20 protein-coding genes and 1 riboswitch are annotated in these 24751 nt (G+C 67.6%); of the genes, 16 read left to right on the forward strand and 4 right to left on the reverse strand.

What is annotated here, in order from left to right; all coding sequences use genetic code 11:
* Positions 1-205: 205 nt before the first annotated feature.
* Genes ACFQ9R_RS19065 through ACFQ9R_RS19075 form a run of 3 tightly spaced genes read left to right on the forward strand, consistent with a single transcriptional unit; the run spans position 206 to position 3790 of the window.
* Positions 206-1729 carry an MmgE/PrpD family protein gene (locus ACFQ9R_RS19065; RefSeq protein WP_378992394.1) on the forward strand — a complete coding sequence of 508 codons (1524 nt, stop codon included), beginning with the start codon at positions 206-208 and terminating at the stop codon, positions 1727-1729.
* Complete coding sequence (gene prpB, locus ACFQ9R_RS19070) at positions 1729-2643, forward strand: methylisocitrate lyase (protein ID WP_378992129.1); 915 nt, start codon at positions 1729-1731, stop codon at positions 2641-2643. Before ACFQ9R_RS19065 ends, prpB begins: the two co-directional genes overlap by 1 nt.
* Positions 2644-2647: 4 nt before the next feature.
* Positions 2648-3790 carry a bifunctional 2-methylcitrate synthase/citrate synthase gene (locus ACFQ9R_RS19075; RefSeq protein ID WP_378992130.1) on the forward strand — a complete coding sequence of 381 codons (1143 nt, stop codon included), beginning with the start codon at positions 2648-2650 and terminating at the stop codon, positions 3788-3790.
* Positions 3791-3875: 85 nt separating this feature from the next.
* On the opposite strand, the gene metE is transcribed toward ACFQ9R_RS19075, so the two are convergent.
* A complete protein-coding gene (gene metE / locus ACFQ9R_RS19080) occupies positions 3876-6146 on the reverse strand; it encodes a 5-methyltetrahydropteroyltriglutamate--homocysteine S-methyltransferase (protein ID WP_378992395.1) in 2271 nt (756 codons plus the stop codon).
* 136 nt (positions 6147-6282) lie between these two features.
* A riboswitch (cobalamin riboswitch) is annotated at positions 6283-6480 on the reverse strand.
* Positions 6481-6770: 290 nt separating this feature from the next.
* Here metE and ACFQ9R_RS19085 point away from each other — a divergent pair.
* Both ACFQ9R_RS19085 and rsmD read left to right on the forward strand, forming a co-directional pair.
* Positions 6771-10169: a pyruvate carboxylase gene (locus tag ACFQ9R_RS19085; RefSeq protein WP_378992132.1), complete on the forward strand. Its 3399-nt coding sequence runs from the start codon at positions 6771-6773 to the stop codon at positions 10167-10169.
* Positions 10166-10741 carry a 16S rRNA (guanine(966)-N(2))-methyltransferase RsmD gene (gene rsmD / locus ACFQ9R_RS19090; RefSeq protein WP_378992134.1) on the forward strand — a complete coding sequence of 192 codons (576 nt, stop codon included), beginning with the start codon at positions 10166-10168 and terminating at the stop codon, positions 10739-10741. Before ACFQ9R_RS19085 ends, rsmD begins: the two co-directional genes overlap by 4 nt.
* 37 nt (positions 10742-10778) lie before the next feature.
* Here rsmD and ACFQ9R_RS19095 read toward each other — a convergent pair whose 3' ends face one another.
* Complete coding sequence (locus tag ACFQ9R_RS19095) at positions 10779-12212, reverse strand: RNA-guided endonuclease TnpB family protein (RefSeq protein WP_378992135.1); 1434 nt, start codon at positions 12210-12212, stop codon at positions 10779-10781.
* A gap of 86 nt (positions 12213-12298) precedes the next feature.
* Between ACFQ9R_RS19095 and coaD the strand changes: the two genes are divergently transcribed.
* On the forward strand, positions 12299-12784 hold the full coding sequence (gene coaD / locus ACFQ9R_RS19100; RefSeq protein ID WP_056811926.1) for a pantetheine-phosphate adenylyltransferase: 486 nt from the start codon (positions 12299-12301) through the stop codon (positions 12782-12784).
* Here coaD and ACFQ9R_RS19105 read toward each other — a convergent pair.
* A complete protein-coding gene (locus tag ACFQ9R_RS19105; protein WP_378992136.1) occupies positions 12781-13326 on the reverse strand; it encodes a GtrA family protein in 546 nt (181 codons plus the stop codon). The two genes, coaD and ACFQ9R_RS19105, sit on opposite strands and share 4 nt — an antisense overlap.
* Before the next feature lie 252 nt (positions 13327-13578).
* Here ACFQ9R_RS19105 and ACFQ9R_RS19110 point away from each other — a divergent pair, with 252 nt between their 5' ends.
* The 10 genes from ACFQ9R_RS19110 (at position 13579) to ACFQ9R_RS19155 (ending at position 23827) form a co-directional block, all read left to right on the forward strand.
* Complete coding sequence (locus ACFQ9R_RS19110; protein ID WP_378992397.1) at positions 13579-14352, forward strand: DivIVA domain-containing protein; 774 nt, start codon at positions 13579-13581, stop codon at positions 14350-14352.
* A gap of 98 nt (positions 14353-14450) precedes the next feature.
* A complete protein-coding gene (locus ACFQ9R_RS19115; RefSeq protein ID WP_364401610.1) occupies positions 14451-15056 on the forward strand; it encodes a DUF177 domain-containing protein in 606 nt (201 codons plus the stop codon).
* Between the two features lie 80 nt (positions 15057-15136).
* On the forward strand, positions 15137-15319 hold the full coding sequence (gene rpmF / locus ACFQ9R_RS19120; RefSeq protein WP_040708879.1) for a 50S ribosomal protein L32: 183 nt from the start codon (positions 15137-15139) through the stop codon (positions 15317-15319).
* Positions 15320-15343: 24 nt separating this feature from the next.
* Positions 15344-16075 carry a ribonuclease III gene (gene rnc, locus ACFQ9R_RS19125; RefSeq protein ID WP_358064067.1) on the forward strand — a complete coding sequence of 244 codons (732 nt, stop codon included), beginning with the start codon at positions 15344-15346 and terminating at the stop codon, positions 16073-16075.
* A gap of 3 nt (positions 16076-16078) precedes the next feature.
* On the forward strand, positions 16079-16939 hold the full coding sequence (gene mutM, locus ACFQ9R_RS19130; protein ID WP_378992137.1) for a bifunctional DNA-formamidopyrimidine glycosylase/DNA-(apurinic or apyrimidinic site) lyase: 861 nt from the start codon (positions 16079-16081) through the stop codon (positions 16937-16939).
* A gap of 64 nt (positions 16940-17003) precedes the next feature.
* Positions 17004-17585, forward strand: a complete 582-nt coding sequence (locus ACFQ9R_RS19135) for a dihydrofolate reductase family protein (protein WP_378992139.1) — start codon at positions 17004-17006, stop codon at positions 17583-17585.
* A 5-nt stretch (positions 17586-17590) separates the two neighbouring features.
* The gene (locus ACFQ9R_RS19140; RefSeq protein WP_378992141.1) at positions 17591-18628 is read left to right on the forward strand and encodes a PHP domain-containing protein; all 1038 of its coding nucleotides are present in this window, start codon (positions 17591-17593) and stop codon (positions 18626-18628) included.
* Positions 18629-18722: 94 nt separating this feature from the next.
* Positions 18723-20231 carry a PstS family phosphate ABC transporter substrate-binding protein gene (locus ACFQ9R_RS19145; protein WP_378992143.1) on the forward strand — a complete coding sequence of 503 codons (1509 nt, stop codon included), beginning with the start codon at positions 18723-18725 and terminating at the stop codon, positions 20229-20231.
* 285 nt (positions 20232-20516) lie between these two features.
* The gene (locus ACFQ9R_RS19150) at positions 20517-21686 is read left to right on the forward strand and encodes a glycosyltransferase family 4 protein (RefSeq protein ID WP_378992398.1); all 1170 of its coding nucleotides are present in this window, start codon (positions 20517-20519) and stop codon (positions 21684-21686) included.
* Complete coding sequence (locus tag ACFQ9R_RS19155) at positions 21683-23827, forward strand: glycogen debranching N-terminal domain-containing protein (protein ID WP_378626337.1); 2145 nt, start codon at positions 21683-21685, stop codon at positions 23825-23827. The genes ACFQ9R_RS19150 and ACFQ9R_RS19155 overlap by 4 nt, the downstream gene beginning before the upstream one ends.
* Positions 23828-23880: 53 nt before the next feature.
* Here ACFQ9R_RS19155 and ACFQ9R_RS19160 read toward each other — a convergent pair whose 3' ends face one another.
* Positions 23881-24750: a potassium-transporting ATPase subunit C gene (locus ACFQ9R_RS19160; RefSeq protein ID WP_378992146.1), complete on the reverse strand. Its 870-nt coding sequence runs from the start codon at positions 24748-24750 to the stop codon at positions 23881-23883.
* Position 24751: the final 1 nt, after the last annotated feature.

The raw sequence follows: 24751 nt of genomic DNA on the forward strand, positions 1-24751 counted from the left end.
GGCGACCGCATTGTCGCCGAGGGTGGCCCGCGCGTTCTCTGCGTGGTTGCCGGGAGAATCAACCATAGCGCTTCGGTATCACCGATCCGGCGATGATCGTCAATCTTCGCAATAGTTGCTGATTTGTCGTCTATCGCACGCAAAAATACGCTTGTTCAGCCCGTTTTCAGCGATAGATCCAGTGCGTAGCGTGCGAACCATGGCAATGAAAACCCATATCGTTCGCAGCGTCGGGGCCGCCGAGGACTTTCCGCGGTCACAGCATCTGGCCACGCTGATCGCCGAGGTGGCCACCGATCCGGTGGCGGTGACCGGCGAGGTCACCGACATGATCGTCAACCGCATCATCGACAACGCCGCCGTGGCCGCCGCGTCGGTCCTGCGCGGTCCGGTCCGCACCGCCCGCGCGCAGGCGTCGGCCCATCCACTGTCCGCCGCTTCGCCTCGCCACGGGGCCACCGTCTTCGGACTGCCCGGCGGGCAGCGATTTTCACCCGAGTGGGCAGCGTGGGCGAACGGGGTCGCGGTGCGCGAGCTCGACTTCCATGACACGTTCCTCGCGGCGGAGTACTCGCATCCGGGCGACAACATCGCGCCGATTCTGGCCGTCGCCCAGCACCTGGGCCGGTCCGGCGCCGAGCTGATCCGCGGGCTCGCCACCGGCTACGAGATCCAGATCGACCTGGTGCGCGCGATCTGCCTGCACGAACACAAGATCGACCACGTCGCTCACCTCGGCCCGTCGGTCGCCGCGGGCATCGGCACGCTGCTCGGCCTCGACACCGAGACCATCTATCAGGCCGTCGGCCAAGCAGTGCACACCACGACCGCCACGCGGCAGTCCCGCAAGGGCGAGATCTCCAGCTGGAAGGCCTATGCCCCCGCGTTCGCCGGGAAGATGGCCGTCGAGGCGGTCGACCGGGCGATGCGCGGTGAAGGCGCGCCCGCACCCATCTGGGAGGGCGCCGACGGTGTGATCGCCTGGTTGCTCGGCGGCACCGATGCCGAATACCAGGTGCCGCTGCCGACTCCGGGCGCGGCCAAGCGCGCCATTCTCGACAGCTACACCAAGCAACACTCCGCCGAATACCAGAGCCAGGCCCCGATCGACCTCGCCCGCCGACTGCGCGAGCGGATCACCGACACCGCCCGCATCACCTCGATCGTGCTGCACACCAGCCACCACACGCACTACGTGATCGGCACCGGATCCGGCGACCCGCAGAAGTTCGATCCGCACGCCAGCCGCGAGACCCTCGACCACTCGCTCCCCTATATCTTCGCGGTCGCCCTCCAGGACGGGACCTGGCACCACGAGCGTTCCTACGCGCCCGAGCGCGCCCAGCGACCCGACACGGTGGCGCTGTGGCGCAAGATCGCCACGGTCGAGGATCCCGAGTGGACGCGCCGCTATCACGCGACCGATCCGGCCGAGAAGGCCTTCGGTGCCCGTGCCGTGGTGACTCTCGACGACGGCGAGGTGATCGTCGACGAACTCGCGGTTGCCGACGCGCATCCACTGGGCGCTCGGCCGTTCGCGCGCGAGCAGTACGTCGAGAAGTTCCGCGTCCTCGCCGACGGTGTCGTGGCGCCCGCCGAGCAGGACCGTTTCCTCGATGCCGCCCAGCGCACACCGGAACTCGGCGCGGGGGAACTCGATCAGCTGAGCTTCACCGTCGACCCCGCGCTGTTCGACCGGCTGCCCGCCGCACGGGAAGGACTGTTCTGATGGCTGTTTCCGGACTGCTCGCCGCGCACACCACTGCCTCGCAGAAGCGGGCGAGTTTCCGCGCCGGGCTGGCCTCAGGTCGCCTGCAACGACTGCCAGGAGCGGTGAACCCGCTGGTGGCCACACTGATCCAGGAGATCGGATTCGACGGCGTCTACGTCTCGGGCGCGGTGATCTCGGCCGAGCTGGCACTGCCCGATATCGGCCTGACTACGCTCACCGAGGTCGTCGAGCGTGGCCGCCAGATCGCCCGCGCCACCGATCTGCCCGTCCTCATCGACGCCGACACCGGCTTCGGTGAACCGATGAACGCCGCCCGCACCGTGACCCTCCTGGAGGACGCGGGCCTGGCAGGCTGCCATCTGGAGGACCAGGTCAACCCGAAACGCTGCGGACATCTCGACGGCAAGGCGGTCGTCGACACCGCCGAGATGGTGCGCCGCATCCGGGCCGCCGTGGCGGTGCGCCGCGATCCGGACTTCGTGATCTGCGCCCGCACCGACGCACGCGCGATCGAGGGTCTCGACGCGGCGATCGAGCGGGCACGAGCCTACGTCGACGCGGGCGCGGATCTGATCTTCACCGAGGCGCTGGCCGAGGAGGCCGAGTTCGCGAAGTTCCGTGCCGCCGTGGCTGTCCCGCTGCTGGCGAACATGACCGAATTCGGTAAGACGCCGCTGCTGAGCGCGCGGACATTGACCGATCTCGGCTACAACGCGGTGATCTATCCGGTCACCACGCTGCGCCTGGCGATGGGCGCGATCGAAGACGGCCTGCGCGAGATAGCGACGGCTGGAACACAATCGGCGCTGCTGGACCGGATGCAGCACCGGTCTCGGCTCTACGAACTGCTCGGCTACCGGCACTACAACGCATTCGACTCCGGCATCTTCGACTTCACAGTGGGTGAGTGACGCCATGACCAGTGGACACACAACACAACCCGCCATCGCCAAGGGCTTGGCCGGGGTGGTGGTCGACACGACGAGCATTTCCAAGGTCGTCGCCGAGACCAACTCGCTGACCTACCGTGGCTACCCGGTCCAGGACCTGGCCGCGCGCTGCGGTTTCGAGGAGGTCGCCTACCTGCTCTGGTACGGCGAACTCCCCGACGACGGTCAGCTGCAACTGCTCTGCCAGCGTGAACGCGCCCAGCGCCGGATCGACCGGTCGGTGCTCGCCCTGCTGGAGAAGATGCCGCAGACCTGCCACCCGATGGACGCGGTCCGTACGGTCGTGAGCTACCTCGGCACCGAGGACGCGGCCTCCGAGAGTACGAGCGAGCGCGAAAGGCTCGACGGCGCACTGCGATTGACCGCGCTGCTGCCGACGGTGATCGCGACGGCGATGCGCAGGCGCCGGGGGCTCGACCCGATCGCACCGCACTCCCAGCTCGGATTCGCCGAGAACTTCCTGTACATGTGCTTCGGTGCGGTACCGGATCCGCGGATCGTGCGCGCGTTCGAGATCTCGCTGATCCTCTACGCCGAGCACGGATTCAACGCGTCGACCTTCGCCGCTCGCGTGGTGACCTCCACCGGCTCGGACTCCTACAGCGCCATCACGGCGGCGATCGGCGCCCTGAAGGGACGATTGCACGGCGGCGCCAACGAGGCGGTGATGCACACGATGCTCGAGATCGCCGATCCCGCGCACGCGCAGGCATGGATCGCCGAAACCCTCGGCGCCAAGCGCAAAGTGATGGGCTTCGGGCATCGCGTGTACCGCAACGGCGATTCCAGGGTGCCGACGATGAAGGCGGCCCTCGACGATGTCGCGGCGGTGACCGGAGGACAGCAGTGGGTCCGCATGTACGACGAACTCGCCGCCGCGATGGCCGAGAAAACCGGCATAGCGCCGAATCTCGACTTTCCGGCAGGGCCTGCCTACTACCTGATGGGCTTCGACATCGAGATGTTCACGCCGATCTTCGTGATGAGCCGGATCACCGGCTGGACCGCGCACATCGCCGAGCAGTCGGCCGCCAACGCGCTGATCCGGCCGCTGTCGGAGTATCGCGGCGTGGCCCAGCGTGCGGTTCCGGTCGCCAGGGCGAGCTGAACCGAACCACTGCCCCGGACGGAAATCTCCGTCCGGGGCAGTGGTCTGTGTGCCGCTCACCGTCGCGGTGCTCAGCTCCCGTCGGTCAGCGCAGCGCCGCGGCGGCCGTCACCAGATTGCGTAGCGACGCCTCGACCTCCACCGGTCCGCGGGTCTTCAGGCCGCAGTCCGGATTCACCCAGAGTCGTTCGGCCGGAACGGCTTTCAGCGCCGCGGACAGGGAGATCGTGATCTCCTCGACCGACGGCACCCGCGGCGAGTGGATGTCGTAGACGCCAGGCCCGACACCGAGCGCGAACCCGGCCGCGTTCAGGTCGTCGAGGACCTCCATGTGCGAGCGCGCCGCCTCGATCGAGGTGACATCGGCGTCCAGGCCCGCGATCGCCGAGATGACCTCACCGAACTCCGAGTAGCACAGGTGGGTGTGCACCTGGGTGGTGTCGGCGACGCCCGCGGTGGCGAGGCGGAACGAGTCCACCGACCACCGCAGGTAGGCAGGCTGTTCGGCCGCGCGCAGCGGCAGCAGCTCGCGCAGGGCGGGCTCGTCGACCTGGATGATCCGCGCGCCCTGGGCTTCCAGGTCGAGCGTCTCGTCCCGGATGGCGAGCGCGACTTGGCGGGCCGAGTCACCCAGCGGCTGATCGTCGCGGACGAACGACCACGCCAGGATGGTCACCGGGCCCGTGAGCATGCCCTTGACCGGCTTGGTGGTCAGCGACTGGGCGTATCCGATCCACGACAGTGTCATCGCCGCGGGCCGGGTGACATCGCCGAACAGGATCGGCGGACGCACGCAGCGGGTGCCGTAGGACTGCACCCAGCCCGCCTCGGTGACGGCGAAACCGTCGAGCAGTTCGGCGAAGTACTGCACCATGTCGTTGCGCTCGGGTTCACCGTGCACCAGCACGTCGAGACCGAGCTCTTCCTGCAGGGTGATCACGTCGGCGATCTCGGCCCGCATCCGCCGCACGTACTCGGCCTGGTCGATCTCACCCTTGCGCAGCGCGGCACGGGCCAGCCGGATGGTCGAGGTCTGCGGGTAGGAGCCGATGGTGGTGGTCGGCAGCACCGGCAGGTCGAGGTGATCGCGCTGGCGGGCGCGGCGCTCGTCGGCGGGGGAGCGGGTCAGGTCGTTCTCGTCGAGCGCGGCCAACCGGCCGCGGACCTGGTCGTTGTGCAGACGCGGATCGGTCCGGCGTGAGTCGGCGGCGGCGCGGGCCGCGGCCAGCTCGTCGGCGACCGCGTCGACGCCCGCGGTGAGTGCGGTGGCCAGGACGCGCACCTCGCCGACCTTCTCGGTGCCGAAGGCCAGCCACGAGCGCAGCCGCTCGTCCAGCCCGGTCTCGGGAGTCAGCGAATACGGCACGTGCAGCAGCGAGCACGAGCTCGACACGGCCACCGCGTCGGCGCTGCCGAGCAGGGTGCCCAGGGTGCCGAGGGCAGCGTCGAGGTCGGCGCGCCAGATATTGCGGCCGTCGACCACACCCGCCACCACCAGTTTGCGGGACAGGGTGGGCAACGCCGCGACCGCCGAGAGATCGGCGCCCGCGGTGACATCGAGGGCGACACCCTCGATCTCGGTGTCGGCCAGCACCGCCAGGGCGGCATCGGGGTGCCCGAAGTAGGTGGCGACCAGGATCGCGGGCCGGTTCTGCGCGGCCGACAACGCGCTGTAGGTCTGGCCGACCAGGGCGAGCTCCGCCTCGGTCAGGTCGGTGACCAGCACCGGCTCATCGATCTGTACCCACCGCGCGCCCGCGTCCGCCAGCCGGGCCAGCAGGTCGAGATACAGCGGCACCAGCTCGGGCAGCCGCTCCAGCGCGGCGCCGTCGACGGCTTTGGCCAGCTTCAGGAAGGTGATCGGACCGATCACCACCGGCCGTGCGGGGACCCCCAGCTCGATCGCCTCGTCGAGTTCGGTCAGCAGCTTGCCCGGATGCAGGGAAAAGGTGGTGGCCGCGTCGATTTCGGGCACCAGGTAGTGGTAGTTGGTGTCGAACCACTTGGTCATCTCCAGCGGAGCGATCGTGTCGGTGCCGCGCGCGGCCGCGAAATAGCGGTCGAGCGGATCGGCGATTCCGGCGACCCGCACCGGCAGTGCGCCCAGCAGTTCCGCGGTGTCGAGCATCTGGTCGTAGTAGGAGAAGGTGCCCACCGGCACCGAATCCAGTCCGGCCGCGGCGAGTTCGGTGAGCTGGGCGCGACGGAGCTGCCGGCCGACCGCGTGCAGGTGCGCGGCATCGGCGCGGCCCGCCCAGTAGGACTCGGTGGCGCGCTTGAGTTCCCGGTTCGGGCCCACTCGCGGTAGGCCGAGAACCGTTGCGGTGAAGGGGGTATGCGAAACAGTCACGGAGATTCTCCAGTGTCGTGCGGGGAGAGCCGCCGCCTTTTCGCGGGCACACGCCACACGGCCGACAGAGTCGCGAGAGAACACGACAGGTCGGCATCGGTGGTCCGCGCGCCCGATCCACGAGGCGGTGGCCGCCGGATACGGCGTATCCGGCACAGTCGGCAGGTCTTCGGACTCGCGGGCACCGGTCGTGTGATCGACCGACCTACTGGCCGTCGCTTCCCAGGCGTGCAGCCCAGTGCTGATGACGGCGGTCGTTCCTGCTCACCGCTGCGGGACAGTCCCGGATTCTCACCGGGTTCCCTCTCACCCGGTGCGGAACATGATCCGCACCCGGGTTTCGACGCCTACGCGGGAGGTCGGGGCTCCGACTCTTCCACCGCGCACGCGAACCAGCTGCCCGCCCAGCATAGGCCCTCGGCGGGGACATGGGTCACCGCCCCGTCCTGAACACGGCCGTGACCTGCGGTTGCGCCCACGTTGTCCGCGCGCACCGCGCACCGCTGCGCACGGTGAGATGTGACGGCCCGATGAACGCAACTTCGCAGGTAGGCAGGTGTGCGGTGTGAAGATTGCTGCGAAGCCACCTTGCGTGTCCGGCCCCGGCTCGTGGCCGGGTACCGTAGGCCAATGTTCTCGAAAGTCTTGGTCGCAAATCGTGGTGAGATCGCTATCCGTGCCTTCCGCGCGGCCTACGAACTCGGCATCGGAACGGTCGCGGTGTTCCCGCACGAGGATCGCAATTCCGTCCATCGCCTGAAGGCTGCCGAGTCCTATCAGATCGGCGAAGAGGGTCATCCCGTTCGCGCGTATCTGTCGATCGAGGCGATCATCGAGGCGGCCAAGAGCGCAGGCGCCGACGCGATCTACCCCGGCTACGGCTTCCTGTCGGAGAACCCCGACCTCGCCGCGGCCTGTGCCGCCGAGGGCATCACCTTCATCGGGCCCACCGCCGAGATCCTGGAGATGGCCGGCAACAAGGCCACGGCCATCGCGGCGGCGAAGGCGGCCGGACTGCCGACGCTGAAGTCCAGCGAGCCCTCGGCCGATATCGACGAATTGCTCACCGCCTCGGCCGAACTCGAATACCCGATCTTCGTCAAGGCCGTCGCCGGTGGTGGTGGCCGTGGCATGCGCCGGGTCGCCGCGCCCGAGCAGCTGCGTGAGTCGATCGAGGCCGCGTCGCGCGAAGCGGAGTCGGCGTTCGGCGATCCGACGGTGTTCCTCGAGCAGGCGGTGGTGAACCCGCGCCACATCGAGGTACAGATCCTGGCCGACCAGCACGGCAACGTCATGCACCTGTTCGAGCGGGACTGTTCGCTGCAGCGTCGCCACCAGAAGGTGATCGAGCTCGCGCCCGCCCCGAACCTGTCACCGGAACTGCGCGAGCGCATCTGCGCCGACGCGGTGGCCTTCGCCCGCCAGATCGGCTACATCAACGCGGGCACCGTGGAGTTCCTCCTGGATGAGCGCGGCAACCACGTGTTCATCGAGATGAACCCGCGCATCCAGGTGGAACACACGGTCACCGAGGAGATCACCGACGTCGATCTGGTGCAGTCGCAGCTGCGCATCGCGGCGGGCGAATCCCTCGCCGACCTGGGGCTGAGCCAGGAGACGGTGCAGATTCGCGGCGCCGCCCTGCAGTGCCGCATCACCACCGAGGACCCGGCCAACGGCTTCCGCCCCGACACCGGCCGCATCACCGCCTACCGCACCCCCGGCGGCGCGGGCATCCGCCTCGACGGCGGCGCGAATCTCGGCGCCGAGATCGGCGCCTACTTCGACTCGATGCTGGTGAAGCTCACCTGCCGTGGTCGTGACCTGCCCGCCGCCGCCGCGCGCGCCCGCCGGGCGCTGGCCGAATTCCGTATCCGCGGCGTGACGACCAACATCCCGTTCCTGCTGGCGGTGCTCGACGACCCCGATTTCCAGGCGGGCCGGGTCACCACCTCGTTCATCGACGAGCGCCCCGAACTGCTCACCTCGCGCGGCTCGGCCGACCGCGGCACCAAGATCCTGACCTATCTGGCCGACATCACCGTCAACAAGCCGAACGGCGACCGCCCGACCACGGTGTACCCCTACGACAAGCTGCCCGCTGTCGACCTCACGCTGCCGCCGCCGGACGGTTCGCGCCAGCGTCTGCTCACTCTCGGCCCGGAGGGTTTCGCGAAGGCCCTGCGCGAGCAGAGGGCGCTCGGCGTCACCGACACGACCTTCCGTGACGCACACCAGTCGCTGCTGGCCACCCGCGTCCGCACCAACGGTCTGCTCGGTGTGGCGGGTCATGTCGCGCGGCTGACCCCCGAACTGCTCTCGATCGAAGCCTGGGGCGGCGCGACTTACGATGTGGCACTGCGGTTCCTGCACGAGGACCCGTGGGAGCGCCTGGCCGCGCTGCGCGAAGCCGTGCCGAACATCTGCCTGCAGATGCTGCTGCGCGGTCGCAACACCGTGGGCTACACGCCCTACCCCGAACAGGTCACGCGCGCTTTCGTTTCCGAGGCCGCCGCCACCGGTATCGACATCTTCCGCATCTTCGACGCGCTCAACAACGTCGACCAGATGCGCCCGGCGATCGACGCGGTCCGCGAAACCGGTACCGCCATAGCCGAAGTCGCGCTCAGCTACACCGGTGACCTGCTCGACCCGAACGAATCGCTCTACACCCTCGACTACTACCTGAAGCTGGCCGAACAGATCGTCGACGCGGGCGCGCACGTCCTCGCGATCAAGGACATGGCCGGTCTGCTGCGTGCCCCCGCCGCCGCGAAACTCGTGACCGCACTGCGCAGCAACTTCGATCTGCCGGTGCACGTGCACACCCACGACACCCCCGGCGGCCAGCTGGCCACCTACCTGGCGGCCTGGCAGGCCGGGGCCGACGCGGTCGACGGTGCGTCCGCGGCCATGGCGGGCACCACCTCACAGCCCGCGCTGTCGGCGATCGTGGCCGCCACCGCGCACACCGATCGCGACACCGGCCTGAACCTGCAGAACGTGTGCGATCTCGAGCCGTACTGGGAGGCGCTGCGCAAGGTCTACGCGCCGTTCGAGTCGGGTCTGCCCGCGCCGACCGGCCGGGTGTACACCCACGAGATCCCGGGTGGTCAGCTGTCGAACCTGCGTCAGCAGGCGATCGCGCTGGGTCTGGGCGACCGGTTCGAAGAGGTCGAGGCCAAGTACGCGGCCGCCGACCGGCTGCTGGGTCGCCTGATCAAGGTGACTCCGTCGTCGAAGGTCGTCGGTGATCTCGCGCTCGCGCTGGTCGGCACCGGTGTCGACATCGAGGACTTCGCCGCCGACCCGGGCCGGTACGACATCCCCGATTCGGTGATCGGCTTCCTGCGCGGTGAGCTCGGCACCCCGGCCGGTGGCTGGCCCGAGCCGTTCCGCAGCAAGGCGCTGGCCGGGCGCAACGAGCCCAAGCCCGAGACCCCGCTGAGCCCGGCGGATCAGAAGGCCCTCGACGGCTCGTCCGCCGAGCGTCGCGCCACGCTGAACCGGCTGCTGTTCCCCGGCCCGACCGCCGAGTTCAACGCTCACCGCGAGAAGTACGGCGACACCACCGGGCTGTCGGAAAACCAGTTCTTCTACGGCCTGCGCCGCGGCGAAGAGCACCGCGTGCAGCTGGAGAAGGGCGTCACCCTGCTCATCGGCCTCGAGGCGATCTCCGAGCCGGACGAGAAGGGCATGCGCACGGTCATGTGCATCATGAACGGGCAGTTGCGCCCGGTCGCGGTGCGTGACCGGTCCGTCGCCTCGGAGGTGCCCGCGGCGGAGAAGGCGGACAAGAACAACGCGGGCCACATCGCGGCACCGTTCGCCGGTGTGGTCACCCTGGCGGTGTCCGAGGGCGACGAGATCCACGCCGGCGACACGGTCGGCACCATCGAGGCGATGAAGATGGAAGCGGCCATCACCGCGCCGCGCGGTGGCGTGGTGGGCCGGATCGCGACCACCAAGGTGGCCCAGGTCGAGGGCGGCGACCTGCTGGTGGAACTGGTCGCACGCGAGTCGGAATGACACGCATCGTCGCGGGTGTGGCGGGCGGGCGGCGCTTGAAGGTGCCGCCCGCCGGTACCCGCCCTACCTCCGATCGGGTGCGTGAAGCGCTGTTCAGCGCGATCGACGCCCGCCTCGATCTGGACGGGACGCTGGTCCTGGACCTGTACGCGGGCTCGGGGGCGCTGGGGTTGGAAGCGCTGTCGCGCGGGGCGCAGCGGGCGCTGCTCGTGGAGTCCGATCGCAAGGCGGGCGAGGTGGTGCGCGCCAATATCGCCGAGCTCGGTCTCCCCGGTGCCGAACTGAGGCTCGGCAGTGTGTCCTCGGTGCTGAAACAATCCGCGCCGAGGGCCTACGACGTGGTGTTCTCGGATCCGCCCTACGACGTGAGCACCGAGGACGTGATCGCCGACCTCACCGCGCTGGCGAACAACGGCTGGCTCGCGCCGGAAGCGCTGGTGGTGGTGGAACGGTCGAGCCGCTCACCCGAGATCACCTGGCCCGCAGGCTATGTGGCGTTGAAGACACGCAAATACGGGGAGACCAGAGTCGAGCTCGCCGAGTTCGGTGCTACAGCGTGTCCGGAAACCTAGATCGTCCCGGACACCGCCCTTCTCGGGCGTCGTCGGTTCACGCCACAAGCGTGGCGTGAACCTCTGTTCCCGCGTCTACCAGGACGGTTTCACCGACACCCACAGGGTGCCGGTCAGAGCCTTCCCGTCGGCGGACTTTGGTAACCCGGCCTCCTGCTCGGGGGTCCGGGGATCGTGAAAAGTCTTGTTCAATCGTCGGCCACAGTGCGAGGTTGACCGCCGCGTTGTGGTCCCGGTCAGCGCGAAACCCACATTCGCAGACGAACACGCGATCCGCCAACGACAGCGTCGGATTATGTGCGCCGCAGGCCGAGCACCGTTTACTCGATGGAAACCAACGATCCGCGACGGTGACCGTGCCACCGTGCCATGCCTGCTTGTAGACCAACAGGCGCGCGAAATCGGCCCATCCGACGTCGCTGATCGCGCGGGCCGAACGACGGTTGCCGAGCATTCCCGCAACGTTCAAGTCTTCGACAACGAGCCGGTCGTGGGTCTTGACCAACTGGTTAGCAACTTGATGAGCGAAATGACGGCGAATGTTGGCGACCTTGTGATGGTGGCGGGCCAGCTGGGCAACCGCCTGCCGATGGTTGCGGGACCCGCTCTGCTTCCGAGTCACCGACTTCGCCATCCGTCGTTGACGATCCAGCCCGGTAGTCAGTGGTTTGGGGGCGTTGGTGATACGAGCGACCTCGGCACCGGTGGAGTTCGCGGCGACAGCGAACGCGGTCAAACCGCGGTCGATCCCGACCCAGCCACCGTGATCAGCGTGTTCCCGGGGCCGGTGACGATGGGCTGTGTGGAGATCAGATGCTTCGACGGTCAGGCTGATCCACCAGCGTCGCACCCGATAGGCGACGGTGACGTAGAGGATCCTCGCCCGGTCTTTGGTAAGCATCCGCCGCAACCGGCGGGTGTCCTCGCGCACCCGGATCGCGCCGATCCCAGGCAACGCCACTGACCGAGCGCGTCCCTGGTCACCGACTCGGATCGACGCTCGCCCCGACTTGGCGGGCTTGTTACGGATCCGGAATGCCGGGACGGTTGTACCCTTCTTCTTGAACCGGGGAAACCCGACCCGTTTACCCGCGTGTTTGCCGGTTCTGGAATCAGAGAACGCGGCCAGCGCGCGACCGCAGTCGACGGCGGCTTCCTCGAAAACTTGCTGAGACACCTGAGCACGCCATGCCAACCCGGTTACCTGTACTTCGGTGACCCCAGCCGCGTCGACAGTGAAGACCCGTCCTGCGGCTTCGGTCTTCTTCCAGGTGTTGAACGTTTTGATCAGGTCGAACCGAGTCCATGGGACCGGATGTGCTGGGCGGGTTTTGCGTTGGGTGAGAGCGGTTTTCACGAAGTCGAGGCTTTGGTTGAACGCGAATCGGGCCGCACCGGCATGCCTTGCGAGCATGTCGGACTGCTCGACTATGGGGTCGAGGCAATACCGGAAAGTCGTGTGGCGGCTCATCATCCACGAGTGTGACACGCACCACCGACACTGAATGACGAGCCGCCCGGCACGGGCCGTCTCAGTTCTCAGATAGTCTCTGAGGTATGGCTGCAGCACTGTGCCCCGGCTCCTTCGACCCGGTCACCAACGGTCACCTCGACGTGTTCGCTCGCGCGGCCGCCCAGTTCGACGAGGTGATCGTCACCGTCAATGTGAACCCCAAGAAGCAGGGCATGTTCACCGTCGAGGAGCGCATGGAACTGCTGCGCGAATCCGTCGCCCACCTGCCGAACGTGCGCGTCGCCTCCTGGCAGGGCCTCACGGTGGACTTCGCCAAGCAGGAGGGGATCAGCGCGATCGTCAAGGGGTTGCGCGACGCGGGCGACTTCGGCTACGAGCTCCAGATGGCCCAGATGAACCACAAACTGGCCGGTGTGGACACCTTCTTCATCGCCACCAACCCGTCCCTGAGCTTCCTGTCCAGCTCGCTGGTCAAGGAAGTGGCGGCCTATGGCGGCGACGTGAGCGACATGCTCCCGCCGGCGGTCCACAAGCGCCTGCTGGACCGCCTGGCCGAACGTAAGGGCTAGGAAGTCGCGGGCAGGCGGAACAGTCCACGCAGGGCGAGGAATCGCATGCCGCCGACCGCGGCGGTGATGGCCAGGACCGTCAGTGCCTGCGTGATGTCACCCAGTCCGGGTGCCCAGAAATCCAGTCCGGCCAAACACGCGGTCGTGATCGCGAGTCCGATCAACGCGATCCCGCCGCCTTCCCACTGCGCCGTGAACCAGGTGACCCGGTCGGTGGCGTGGAACGTGAGCTGCCGGTGGAATTCGTTGGCGATGATCGTGCTGACCACCGATCCGGCCACATTGGCGACCAGCGGGCCGATGCCGTGCATCGCGAAGAACAGCAACACATAGGCGATGTTGCTCGACCCGCCGACGAGGGCGAAGCGGAAGAGCTGGGGCAGCGCCCGGTCGCCGCGCAGGTAGGTGAGCGCGCCCTCGAACTGCGGGCGCAGCGCGGGTGCGACTTCACTCGGCGTCACCACGGGGAACGGACCGGTCCAGGGAGTGAACATGCCCGCGACGTGCGACACCGGACTCCTAGGAGTTTCCAGGAGGGTCATGTTCGACTCCGATCCCAAATGAACAGACGTCGAGGAGTACAACAGCGAAAAGGTTGCGGTGCTTCCCGGCGGACGGCGTTGTCGTGCTTACCGATGGTAGCCGAAGTGGAGGGCTGCACTCCACTTGATATCTGTGCGATCTTGGACACTGTCGCGACACACCGCGACGACATTCGGCACAGCCGCCCCGGACAGGCACACTGGGCGTCGGCGGTAGTGGTTTCGCCGTGAGTCCGCAGGAGGGTAGTGAGCATGTATCGCGTATTCGAAGCACTCGACGAACTGGTCGCCATCGTCGAAGAGGCGCGTGGCATCCCGCCGACCCGCAGTTGCATCGTGCCGCGCGGCGATGTTCTCGAGCTGCTCGACGACGTCCGCGACGCGCTACCCGGTGAACTCGACGACGCCCAGGACGTGCTCGATCACCGCGACAAGATCGTCGGCGACGCCCGTTCCGGCGCCGAAACGACGGTCACCACGGCCAACGAGCAGGCACGCACCACCATCGACAAGGCGCGCGCCGAGGCCGATCGCATCCTCGCCGACGCCAAGGACCACGCCGACCGGATGGTCGCCGAGGCCACCGCCCACGCCGACCGCCTGGTGACGTCGGCCCAGGCCGAGGCCGATCAGGTTGTCGCCGATGGCAATGCCGAGTACGACGAGCTCACCGGTCGCGCCCAGATCGACGCCGACCGGGCCATCGAAGCGGGCAAGGCCTCCTACGAACGTTCGGTCGCCGACGGGAAGGCCGAGCAGGCCCGCCTCGTCGCGCAGACCGAGGTCGTCCGGGTCGCGCACGCCGAATCCGCCCGTCTGATCGACGAGGCCCAGGCCGAGTCCGACCGGGTGCGCACCGAATGTGACGACTACGTCGACGAGCAGATGGCCGATTTCGGCAACAGGCTCGCATCCATGGAAGAGACGCTCAACACCACCCGGCGCTCGATCACCCGCGGACGCCAGCAGATGCGCGGCGCACCGGCCGCCGAATACCCGGAATACGCTGCCGAGCACCGGCGCTGACCGGTCCTGGCGACCAGCGCGCGTTTTGAGTTCCGGCGGGGTCCTGCCGTACTGTGGAGTGGTTGCCCATTATCCCCTCGACGGTAAGTGAGTCCGTGATGTCCGCCGGTTCCGGTTCGTCCGCGCGTCCACGCAAGACCAGTGGTCCTGTGTCGGAGGCGGGCTTTGTGCTGGATGTCCGCAATCTCGGCCGTCGGCCGGGAACCATGCGGGAGCTGCGTCGCACGGTCACCGACCACGAGCGGCTGGGTCTCGACCTGATCGCCATCCCGGCCGATGCCGAGGTGGAACTCGATCTGCAATTGCAGGCGGTCTCGGAGGGTGTGCTGGTCACCGGCACGGCGTCCGGGCCGACGGCCGGGGAGTGTTCGCGCTGCCTCGAACCGTTCGAGGACCAGGTGGAGATTCGTCTGACGGAGTTGTTCGCGTATCCGGACAGCACCACCGAGCAGACGACCGAGGATGCCGAGGTCTACCGCATGGAAGACGACCTCGTCGACCTCGAGCCGGTGATCCTCGACGCCATCGGGCTGGAGCTTCCGCTGCAGCCGCTGTGCTCGCCGGACTGCGCGGGCCTGTGCCCCGAGTGCGGTGTGCGGATGGCGATTGCGGGTCCTGATCATGGGCATGAGATACTGGACCCTCGCTGGGCGAAGTTGGCGAATTTTGCCACTGACGAGCCCGGTACCGGCGACCCCGCCTGAGGGTTCCACCACCAAGACCAAACCGTTGCCGCGGCATCTGATGCCGGTGTAGTCAGCGAAAACCAAGAGGAGAAGTAGCCGTGGCTGTTCCCAAGCGTCGGATGTCGCGTTCCAACACCCGGTCGCGGCGCAGCCAGTGGAAGGCCACCGCGCCGACCCTGGTCACCTGCCCGAACCGCGCGTGTGGTGAGAAGACCCTCCCGCACATCGCGTGCCCGTCCTGCGGCACCTACAAGGGCCGCCAGGTCACCTCTGCAGTCTGATCGTTGTAGATCATTCCTAGCAACGTGACAGCCAGTAAAGACAATGTGGGCGCGGCGGATCACGCCAGCCTGCTCACCGCCCTCGGTGTCGACGTACGACCGGAGCTTCTGCGCCTAGCGCTGACGCACCGGTCGTACGCGTACGAGAACGGCGGTTTGCCGACCAACGAGCGCCTGGAGTTCCTCGGCGACTCGGTACTCGGCCTCAGCATCACCGAGCGCCTGTATACCGAGCATCCGGAGAAGTCCGAGGGTGAACTCGCGAAACTGCGCGCCAGTGTGGTGAACATGCACGCGCTCGCCGAGGTGGCGCGTGGTCTCGGCGACGGCGGACTCGGTCAGTACCTGCTGCTCGGCAAGGGCGAGGAGCTCACCGGCGGTCGCGACAAGCCGAGCATCCTCGCCGACGGCATGGAATCGCTGCTCGGTGCGGTGCACCTCGAGCACGGCATCGAAACCGCGCGCGGTGTGGTGCTGCGGCTGTTCGCCGACCTGCTCGAGCGCGGCCCCCGCATGGGCGCCGGCCTCGACTGGAAGACCAGCCTGCAGGAGCTCACCGCCGAACGCGGTCTCGGCGTGCCCGCCTACGAGATCACCTCCACCGGACCGGACCACAACAAGGAGTTCACCGCCACCACGGTGATCGCCGGTGTTCCGTACGGCTCAGGCGTGGGTCGCTCCAAGAAGGAAGCCGAGCAGAAAGCCGCCGGTACCGCGTACAAGGCGCTGACCGCCGAATCCGCAGACAAAGCCTGAGCCGTGCCCGAACTGCCCGAGGTCGAGGTTGTTCGTCGCGGTCTCGCCGAGCACGCCGTCGGTAGGGCCATCGATACCGTCACCGTCACCCACCCGCGAGCCGTGCGCAGGCACATCGCGGGTGGTGCTGATCTGGCGGCGAGGCTCACCGGGTTGCGGATCGACTCCGCCCAGCGCCGCGGGAAGTATCTGTGGCTCACCTTCGACGAGCCCGATACCGCACTGGTGGTGCATCTGGGCATGAGCGGTCAGATGCTGGTGCAGCCCGCCGACGCTCCCGTCGAGAAGCACGCGCACATCCGGGCCGTGCTCGGTGACGGCGCCGAATTGCGCTTCGTCGATCAGCGCACCTTCGGCGGCTGGGCGCTGGCCGACCTCGTCGAGGTGAACGGGACCGTGGTGCCCGATTCCGTGGCCCATATCGCGCGCGATCCGCTCGACCCACTGTTCGATCGCGAGGCCGTGGTCGCGGCCATCCGCGCCAAGAACACCGAGATCAAACGCGTGCTGCTCGACCAGACGGTGATCTCGGGTATCGGCAATATCTACGCCGACGAAGCACTGTGGCGGGCCGGATTGCACGGCACCCGCGTGGCCGCCGAACTCACCCGGCCGGTCGTGCGTACCCTGCTCGACGGAGTCAGCGCGGTCATGACCGAAGCGCTGGCCGTCGGTGGCACCTCCTTCGACGCCCTGTACGTGAATGTGAACGGCGAATCCGGCTATTTTTCCCGGTCACTGGCCGCTTACGGGCGCGAGGACGAACCGTGCGATCGGTGTGCGACGCTGCTGGTGCGGGAACAGTTCATGAATCGGTCGTCGTTTTCCTGTCCGAAGTGTCAACGGAAGCCGCGCCGCCGCTGATCCGGGCACGCTAACGTTTCCTCTGACAGGTCGTGACAGACCGGGTCCGTGCAGGGAGGACGTTATGCGCAAGCTGACCTATTTCGTGGCATCGACAATCGACGGTTTCATCGCCGCCGAGGACGGAACGCTGGACTTCTTCCCGGTAGGCGGTGATCACGGGCCCGCGATCATCTCGCAGTACCCGGAAACCCTGCCCACCAAGGTGCGCGAGGCGCGCGGAATCGCGGCGGGCAACATCTACTTCGACACCGTGATCATGGGCCGCAAGACCCACGACTTCGGGGTACGCACCGGCACCGCCAGCCCGTACGAACACCTGCGCCAGTACGTGGTGTCCACGACGCTGCCCGAATCGCCCGCGCCCGGGGTGGAATTGATCGCCGAGGATCCGATCGCCGCGGTGCGTGAGCTCAAACGCGAAGACGGACTGGGCATCTGGCTCTGCGGTGGCGGTGAACTGGCGCAGGCGCTGCTGCCCGAGATCGACCAGGTGTTCCTGAAGCTGCACCCGGTGGTGCTCGGCACCGGCAGGCCGCTGTTCGGCGGCGGGGCGAAACTGCCCGCGCCGGAGAAGTTCCGGGTGATCACCAGCCGGGTGTACGCCGACGGCGTCGCGTTCCTCAAGTACGGCCGGATCAAGTAGTCGCGATGACATCGGCGGCGAGTCCGGGTCCGGTGGCGGCACTGCGCGAGGTCGGGTTCTGGCTCGAACGCGGTCGTGCCGAAACGCACCGGGTGAAGGCTTACCGCCGTGCCGCCGATGTCGTCGCCGGGCTCGCCGACGACGAGGTGGAGACGCGCGCCCGCGAACACAGCTGGCGTGAGCTCGCCGGGATCGGGCCCAAGACGGCCTCCATCATCGAAGCGGCCTGTGCCGGTGAGGTTCCCGGCTATCTTGCCGAGCTCCGCGCACAGGCGAAGCCGATCGCGCCCGCGGGCGAGGAGCTGCGCGCGGCGCTGCGCGGTGATCTGCACACCCACTCGGACTGGTCCGACGGGGGCAGCCCGATCGCCGAGATGATGGGCGTCGCGGCCGCGCTCGGCCACGAATACTGCGCGCTGACAGACCATTCGCCGCGTCTCAAGGTCGCCAACGGGCTGTCCGCCGACCGGCTGCTGCGCCAGCTCGACGTGATCGCCGAACTCAACGAGCAGATGGCGCCGTTTCGCGTCCTCACCGGTATCGAGGTCGACATCCTCGACGACGGCACCCTCGACCAGCGGGCAGATCTCCTCGAACGCCTGGATGTCGTTGTCGCCAGCGTGCACTGGCACCTGCGCGACGACAGCGACACGATGACCAAGCGCATGGTCTACGCCGTCGCGAACCCTCACGTCGATATCCTGGGTCACTGCACGGGCCGTCTCGTGGAAGGGGCGCGCGGCACCCGGCCGGAGTCGTCGTTCGACGCCGAACTCGTCTTCGAAGCCTGCCGCCGCTACGGCACCGCCGTCGAGATCAACAGCCGCCCCGAACGCCGTGATCCACCCGGGCGTTTGATCGAGCTGGCCGTCGAGATGGACTGCCTGTTCTCCATCGACACCGACGCGCACGCGCCGGGCCAGTTGGCCTGGCAGGGATACGGATGCGAGCGGGCGTTGGCGCACGGTGTGACGGCCGAGAAGGTGATCGACTCCTGGCCGGTCGAGGAGCTGCTCGCCTGGTGTTCGGAATCGAATGGGTGAAGTCTTGCCCAACAACTGATTTCGATCTCTGATCCGCCGAATCCCGCCTGGTACACATCAACTCGCTGATCGACATGGTTTAGTGGGGGATTTGATGGACATTCCGGTGGAGCTCGTACTTTCCGCGGTCGGCCTCGTGGTGGCCTCGGCGGCGTTCGTTCGCGAATTCGTCCTGGTCGGGCGGCGTCGGCTGGGATACCGCGTCCAGATGGATACGCCGGTGACAGGCGAGACGGACACCGCGTCGCTGGTCGGCGCCCTGGCGAATCTGAGCACCCCGGAAGCCGGTGGGCCACAGCTGGACCTGTCCAAGCTGTCGGTCGTGCTGGTCCGCGTCGAGAACAACGGAACGCTCGCCATCGACCCCGACGACTACACGATGAGTGGAGCCGATCCGCGGGTCGGGCTGCATGTCACGTTCCCTGGTCGTGAGGTCATCGGTTTGGCGGTGACCGAGCTGGACGGGCCGCTCTCCGACAATCTCGGCCCCGCATCGGGTATCGGCAAACGGGCCAGAGGCGAGGGCGAGAACTTCGCCGGCATCATCGATCTGCCGAAGGTGCAGCTCGAACGACGCCAGCACTACAAGATTCTCGCGGTGCTCAAGCGGGTGCACGGTGACGGGGAGCCGGTGGAACCGGTCCTGACCGGGCGGGTCAAGCGAGGCAAGGTCGTCGAGACCACGAGTCACTCCGGCCCGTCGAAGAAACTGATGGCGCTGTCGGGCTTCCTGGTCGCGCTGATCGCGGTGCAAGCGGTCCTCGCTCTGCAACCGGACCCGCCACCGCGTGACTGCGCGGAGGGTGCCCTCACGCTGGTCGGTTCCACCGCGATGGCGCCGATGATTCGCACGGCCGCGCAGAACTACGCAAAGACCTGCACCGGAGCGAAATTCACCTTCGACTTCGCGGGAACCTCCGACGGGCTCGTCGAGCTGGTCCAGACCGGCCCGACGCAGGAGATGCTCGCGATCAGTGACGGTCCAAAGGGCAACGGCTTCGACAAACTGATCGAGTATCAATTGGCTCTCAGTTCCTTCTCGATCGTGACCCACCCGGGTGTCGACCTGCCGAATCTCACGACGCAGCAGGTCCGTGATCTGTACCGGGGAAACATCAAGAACTGGAACCAGATCGGTGGGCCCGATCAGCCGGTGGTGCTGATCGACCGGGAGGCGGGTTCCGGCACCCGAACGGCGCTCGAGAACCGGTTGCTCGAAGGTAACCGTAAGGTATTCCCGTTCATCCCGTGCGCCGGAAGGCCATCGGAGGGCGAACAATGCGAAGTCAAGACCACCGAGGGGGTGGCATCGTTCGTCGCCCGTACCCCGGGCGCGGTGGGTTACATGGAGACTTCGGCGGTCAGCGGTGAGGTGAAACTCGTCGCGCTGGACGGGGTCAACGCGTCGGAGGACACCATGAAGATGCGGACGTACCCGCTCACGGTGGTGGAGTACGCCGATACACATGGACAGGTGGCCGGTGATTCGCTGGCGGCTCAGTTCATCGACTACCTGATGCACGGTCAAGGCAGGGCCACTATTCGGGAGTTCGGCAATATTCCGTGCCTGGATTCGGTTGGACAGGCAATCTGTACGCCGTAGACCGCCTCTGACCGCGTAATCTCCTGCCGTGGTAGGTAATCGATATAGAACATTTCCAGCAACACGCTGGTTTACTCTGCGGTAGCGGGGTACGTTCCTTGACGGCCCCTCTGTTCAGGCGGGCACCCGAAACGGTGCGTATTGCGTCTGGCCAGGCCAACCATGCCCCATGGACGGCGGTGAAGCTCTCGTCTCCACCTCCGCCGAGGCGGCCATCTCTTGTTCGCGCAAGTGTTGCTAGGTTGCGTCCCTGGAAGGAAGGTCATGAGTACAGACACGTCGGCAATGTCGCCGACCGGTTTGTCCGCGTCCGATCTCTACTCGATCGATCACCACGGTGGTCCCCTGCGGATCGCGATGGTTGTTCCACCGTATTTCGATGTTCCACCCAAGGCCTACGGCGGCGTCGAGGCCGTCGTCGCCGATCTGGTCGACTCCCTGTGTGAGCGTGGCCATCACGTCACGCTGTTCGGTGCGGGTGTCGACGGTACCAAAGCGGATTTCGTTCCGCTGTGGGACCGGATCCAGCCCGAACGGCTGGGCGATCCGTTCCCGGAAATCGTGCACGCGCTGCGGGTGCGCCGCGCCATCGAGCGGCTGGCCGATACCGAAGGCATCGACCTGGTCCACGACCACACGTTCGCGGGCCCGCTGAACGCGCCCGCCTACGCCAATCTCGGGTTGCCGACGGTGGTCACCGTGCACGGCCCGGTGCAGGACGACTGCTACCGCTACTACAAGGAACTGGGCCAGGAGTGCTCGCTCGTCGCGATCAGCGACCGTCAGCGCGCGCTGGCGCCCGATCTGCCATGGGCGGGCCGGGTCCACAACGCGCTGTGTCCCGATCAGTGGCCGTACGAGACCGAGAAGCAGGACTACGCACTGTTTCTCGGCCGGTTCAGCGACGACAAGGGCCCGCATCTCGCGCTCGACGCCGCCCACGCCGTCGGCATGCCGCTGATCCTGGCGGGCAAGTGCAGTGAGCCGCCGGAGAAGGCCTACTTCGAGGAGTTCGTGCGGCCGCGGATGACCGATCAGGATCAGATGTTCGGTCTCGCCGACGCGGCCGCCAAGCGTAAGCTGCTCTCCGGAGCTAAGTGTCTGCTGTTCCCCATTCGATGGGAGGAGCCGTTCGGCATGGTGATGATCGAGGCGATGATCTGCGGTACGCCTGTGGTCGCGTTGCGTGGCGGTGCGGTGAGCGAAGTGGTGGTCGACGGGGTCACCGGGCGGATCTGTGACGATCCGGCCGAGCTGCCCGAGGCCATCGCCGAAGTTCAGACCTACGATCCGGCGGTCTGCCGCAAGCACGTGGTCGACAACTTCAGCGCCGACACCCTCGGCCGCGGCTACGAACAGGTGTACCGGGATCTGCTCGCCCGCACCACGATCGGGTACGACACCGCGTATGCGATGCCGATGCCCGTCGGGGTGGCGGCCAACGGGCGCGCATGAGCACCGACAGCGCCTCGGCGCCGAGCCCCCTCAACGCGGGGGAACCCGCGGGGCTCGGTGGCGGCGGCGGCAACATCACCCTGGTCGAAGGCGGCACGTTCTGCCTGTCCGACCGGCTCGGCGATATCGAGCCGGGTAAGCCGCAGGGCCTGTTCTTTCGTGACGCCAGGGTGATCTCGCGCTGGGAGCTGATGATCGACGGCAAACGGCCCGAGGCGCTGTCGGTGTTGAGCCCGGAGGCCTTCGCGGCGCGGTTCGTGCTGCGCAGGCCACCGCAACAGGGTCGGGCCGACAGCACCCTGCTCGTGGTGCGCGATCGGCTCGTCGCCGAGGGCATGCACGAGCTGATCACGCTGGAGAACATGAGCCGTGAGGCGACAGCGGTGGTGCTCGAACTGCACGTCGACGCCGACTTCGTCGACCTGTTCGCGGTGAAGGAAGGCCGGACCCACGGGCGCCGGGCGGAGATGACCACCACCGACGGTGAACTGCTGCTGCACGATCGCGCCGATCTGTCACGTGGGCTCGCGCTCACCTCGACCGTCGAGCCGATGGTGTTGCCCGGCACCATGATCTGGCGGGTCGTGGTCCCCGCGGGCGGGCGCTGGCAGACCGAGATCACCGCCCAGCCGGCGGGTGCCGCGCAACGCCCGCAGATCGCGGGGACACCGGGCGAGCGATATCGGGCCAGCGAGCCCGTGCGCAAGATCCAGGCTTGGCGAGCCACCGCCACCGATATCTCCGCGGATTCGGGCCTGCTCAACCAGATCCTGCGGCGCACCGAAAGCGATCTGGGCGCCTTGCAGATCCACACCGATTCGGGTACCAACCGGCCCTTCGTGGCGGCGGGTGCGCCGTGGTTCATGACGCTGTTCGGCCGGGACTCCCTCCTCACGGCGTGGATGTCGCTGCCACTGGAAACCGATCTGGCACTGGGCACTTTGCAGCAGCTGGCCGAATTGCAAGGGCAGACGATCGACCCGCTCGTCGAGGAGGAGCCGGGCCGGATCATGCACGAGATGCGGCGCGGGCCCTCGGTCGGGCAGGTGCTGGGCGGGCAGATCTATTACGGAACCGTCGACGCCACACCGCTTTTCGTGATGCTGCTCGCCGAATGTCTGCGATGGGGCGCGGATCCGGCGTCGATCGCCACCCTGCTGCCCGCGGCCGACGCCGCGATCAGCTGGATCACCGATTTCGGTGACCGCGACGACGACGGTTTCGTCGAATACGTGCGCGCCACCGATCGCGGCCTGATCAATCAGGGCTGGAAGGACAGTTTCGACGGAATCAACGACGCCGCGGGACATATCGCCGAGGCCCCGATCGCGCTGGCCGAGGTCCAGGGATATGTGTACGCGGCGTTCCTGGCCCGCGCGGAGCTCGCCGACCAGTTCGACGACCCCGAGCTGGCCGTGCGAATGCGGGAACGGGCCGACGAGTTGCGAACCAAGTTCGCCGAACAGTTCTGGCTACCCCATTACGGGTGGTACGCGGTGGCCTTGGACGGACGCAAACGCCAGGTCGACGCGTTGACCAGCAATGCGGCGCACTGTCTGTGGTCGGGCATCGCGACCGACGAGCACGCCGAGATCCTGATCCGGAATCTGTCCCGGGCGGAGATGGATTCGGGCTTCGGGCTGCGGACGCTGGCTTCCGATATGGGCGCCTACAACCCGATGAGTTACCACTGCGGGTCGATCTGGCCGCACGACACGGCGATCGCTGTCGCCGGGTTGATGCGATACCAGCATGTGCCGGGCGCGGTGGAACTGGCGACGAAGCTGTCGGGTGGTCTGCTCGATGCCGCCGCGGCGTTCGACGGCCGGTTGCCCGAGCTGTTCTGTGGTTTCCCACGGGCGAGATTCGCCGCGCCCGTGCCGTATCCGACGTCGTGTTCGCCCCAGGCCTGGGCCAGTGCGGCGCCGCTGCTGCTGGTTCGGTCGTTCCTCGGGCTCGATCCCGATGTGCCGGCCAGGACGTTGACGCTGCGGCCGCAGATTCCCCCGGCCTGGGGGTGCGTGCGGATGTCGGAGTTCCGGCTCGGCGACGGGGTGACGGTGGATCTCGAGGTGTGCGGCTCGGCGGTGACCGTGACGGGCCTGCCCGAGGGCTGGGCGCTGATCACCGACGAGGAGTAGATCGCGGAATCGGGGCCGCGACCAGCGATGGTCGCGGCCCCGATTGCTGTGCTTCAGCCTTCGAACGGGTAGCGGGCGTCGAGATCGAGGTTGAGTTCGACGACGTTCACCCGTGGCTCCCCGAGGAATCCGAGCGTGCGCCCGTCGGTGTGCGCGGCGAGTAGTTCGCGCACCTGGGTGGCGGTGATGCCGCGTGCTTCGGCCACCCGATCGACCTGGATGGTCGCGTATTCGGGGGAGATGTGGGGGTCGAGACCGCTGCCGCTCGCGGTGACCGCGTCGGCGGGGACCGTGGCCTCGGCCGGCGCGTCACCGAGGATCGGGATGATCCGGCCGACGGCGTAGTCCTCGCCCTCCTGCGCACACTCCACGGCGACGCCGCGGAACGTGGTCAGGAACGGTCGCGCGGGGCAGAGTTCGTTGACGCTGACCACCTGCACCGGCCGCGACACGTCGCCGTCGGCATCACGCGGCCCGATCACCGAGAGCGCCGCGCCCACACCGTCTTTCGTGCAGAACTGCCGGGCGCCGTCGACCCCCTCACGGTCGCCGACCTCCTTCGAACGGGCGCACACGGTGGTGAGCAGGCTGGTGCGGTCGGCGGTGTCGACGATGTCCTCCGGGCCGAGATTGCTCGCGGCGGTGGACAGCGGGTCGTAGCCGTCGCCCGCGGCCGACGGGCGGCTCTGGAAGTACTGCGCCATGGCCTTGCCGTCGGCGTCGGCGAACGACTGCCCGATCAGGCTGGAGCCCACCAGTTTTCCGTCCCGCTCGATGAGCGAGCCGTCGGCCTTGTTGTCGAGTCCGGGCAGCTGAGCGACCGCGAAAACCGCCACGGGATAGATGATTCCGGTGATCGCGGTCAGCACGAGCAGGGCGCGCAGGGCGGCCAGGTGCTGGCGGATCCAGGTTGACATACGCATT

The sequence above is a fragment of the Nocardia sp. NPDC056541 genome, assembly GCF_042794235.1.
Classification (GTDB): domain Bacteria; phylum Actinomycetota; class Actinomycetes; order Mycobacteriales; family Mycobacteriaceae; genus Nocardia.

Excerpts from the sequence above, each read along its gene's own strand:
- ACFQ9R_RS19065 (WP_378992394.1), top strand. The coding sequence starts at position 206 with ATGAAAACCCATATCGTTCGCAGCGTCGGGGCCGCCGAGGACTTTCCG.
- prpB (WP_378992129.1), top strand. The coding sequence starts at position 1,729 with ATGGCTGTTTCCGGACTGCTCGCCGCGCACACCACTGCCTCGCAGAAG.
- ACFQ9R_RS19075 (WP_378992130.1), top strand. The coding sequence starts at position 2,648 with ATGACCAGTGGACACACAACACAACCCGCCATCGCCAAGGGCTTGGCC.
- ACFQ9R_RS19085 (WP_378992132.1), top strand. The coding sequence starts at position 6,771 with ATGTTCTCGAAAGTCTTGGTCGCAAATCGTGGTGAGATCGCTATCCGT.
- rsmD (WP_378992134.1), top strand. The coding sequence starts at position 10,166 with ATGACACGCATCGTCGCGGGTGTGGCGGGCGGGCGGCGCTTGAAGGTG.
- ACFQ9R_RS19095 (WP_378992135.1), bottom strand. The coding sequence starts at position 12,212 with ATGAGCCGCCACACGACTTTCCGGTATTGCCTCGACCCCATAGTCGAG.
- coaD (WP_056811926.1), top strand. The coding sequence starts at position 12,299 with ATGGCTGCAGCACTGTGCCCCGGCTCCTTCGACCCGGTCACCAACGGT.
- ACFQ9R_RS19105 (WP_378992136.1), bottom strand. The coding sequence starts at position 13,326 with ATGACCCTCCTGGAAACTCCTAGGAGTCCGGTGTCGCACGTCGCGGGC.
- ACFQ9R_RS19110 (WP_378992397.1), top strand. The coding sequence starts at position 13,579 with ATGTATCGCGTATTCGAAGCACTCGACGAACTGGTCGCCATCGTCGAA.
- ACFQ9R_RS19115 (WP_364401610.1), top strand. The coding sequence starts at position 14,451 with ATGTCCGCCGGTTCCGGTTCGTCCGCGCGTCCACGCAAGACCAGTGGT.
- ACFQ9R_RS19135 (WP_378992139.1), top strand. The coding sequence starts at position 17,004 with ATGCGCAAGCTGACCTATTTCGTGGCATCGACAATCGACGGTTTCATC.
- ACFQ9R_RS19140 (WP_378992141.1), top strand. The coding sequence starts at position 17,591 with ATGACATCGGCGGCGAGTCCGGGTCCGGTGGCGGCACTGCGCGAGGTC.
- ACFQ9R_RS19145 (WP_378992143.1), top strand. The coding sequence starts at position 18,723 with ATGGACATTCCGGTGGAGCTCGTACTTTCCGCGGTCGGCCTCGTGGTG.
- ACFQ9R_RS19150 (WP_378992398.1), top strand. The coding sequence starts at position 20,517 with ATGTCGCCGACCGGTTTGTCCGCGTCCGATCTCTACTCGATCGATCAC.
- ACFQ9R_RS19155 (WP_378626337.1), top strand. The coding sequence starts at position 21,683 with ATGAGCACCGACAGCGCCTCGGCGCCGAGCCCCCTCAACGCGGGGGAA.
- ACFQ9R_RS19160 (WP_378992146.1), bottom strand. The coding sequence starts at position 24,750 with ATGCGTATGTCAACCTGGATCCGCCAGCACCTGGCCGCCCTGCGCGCC.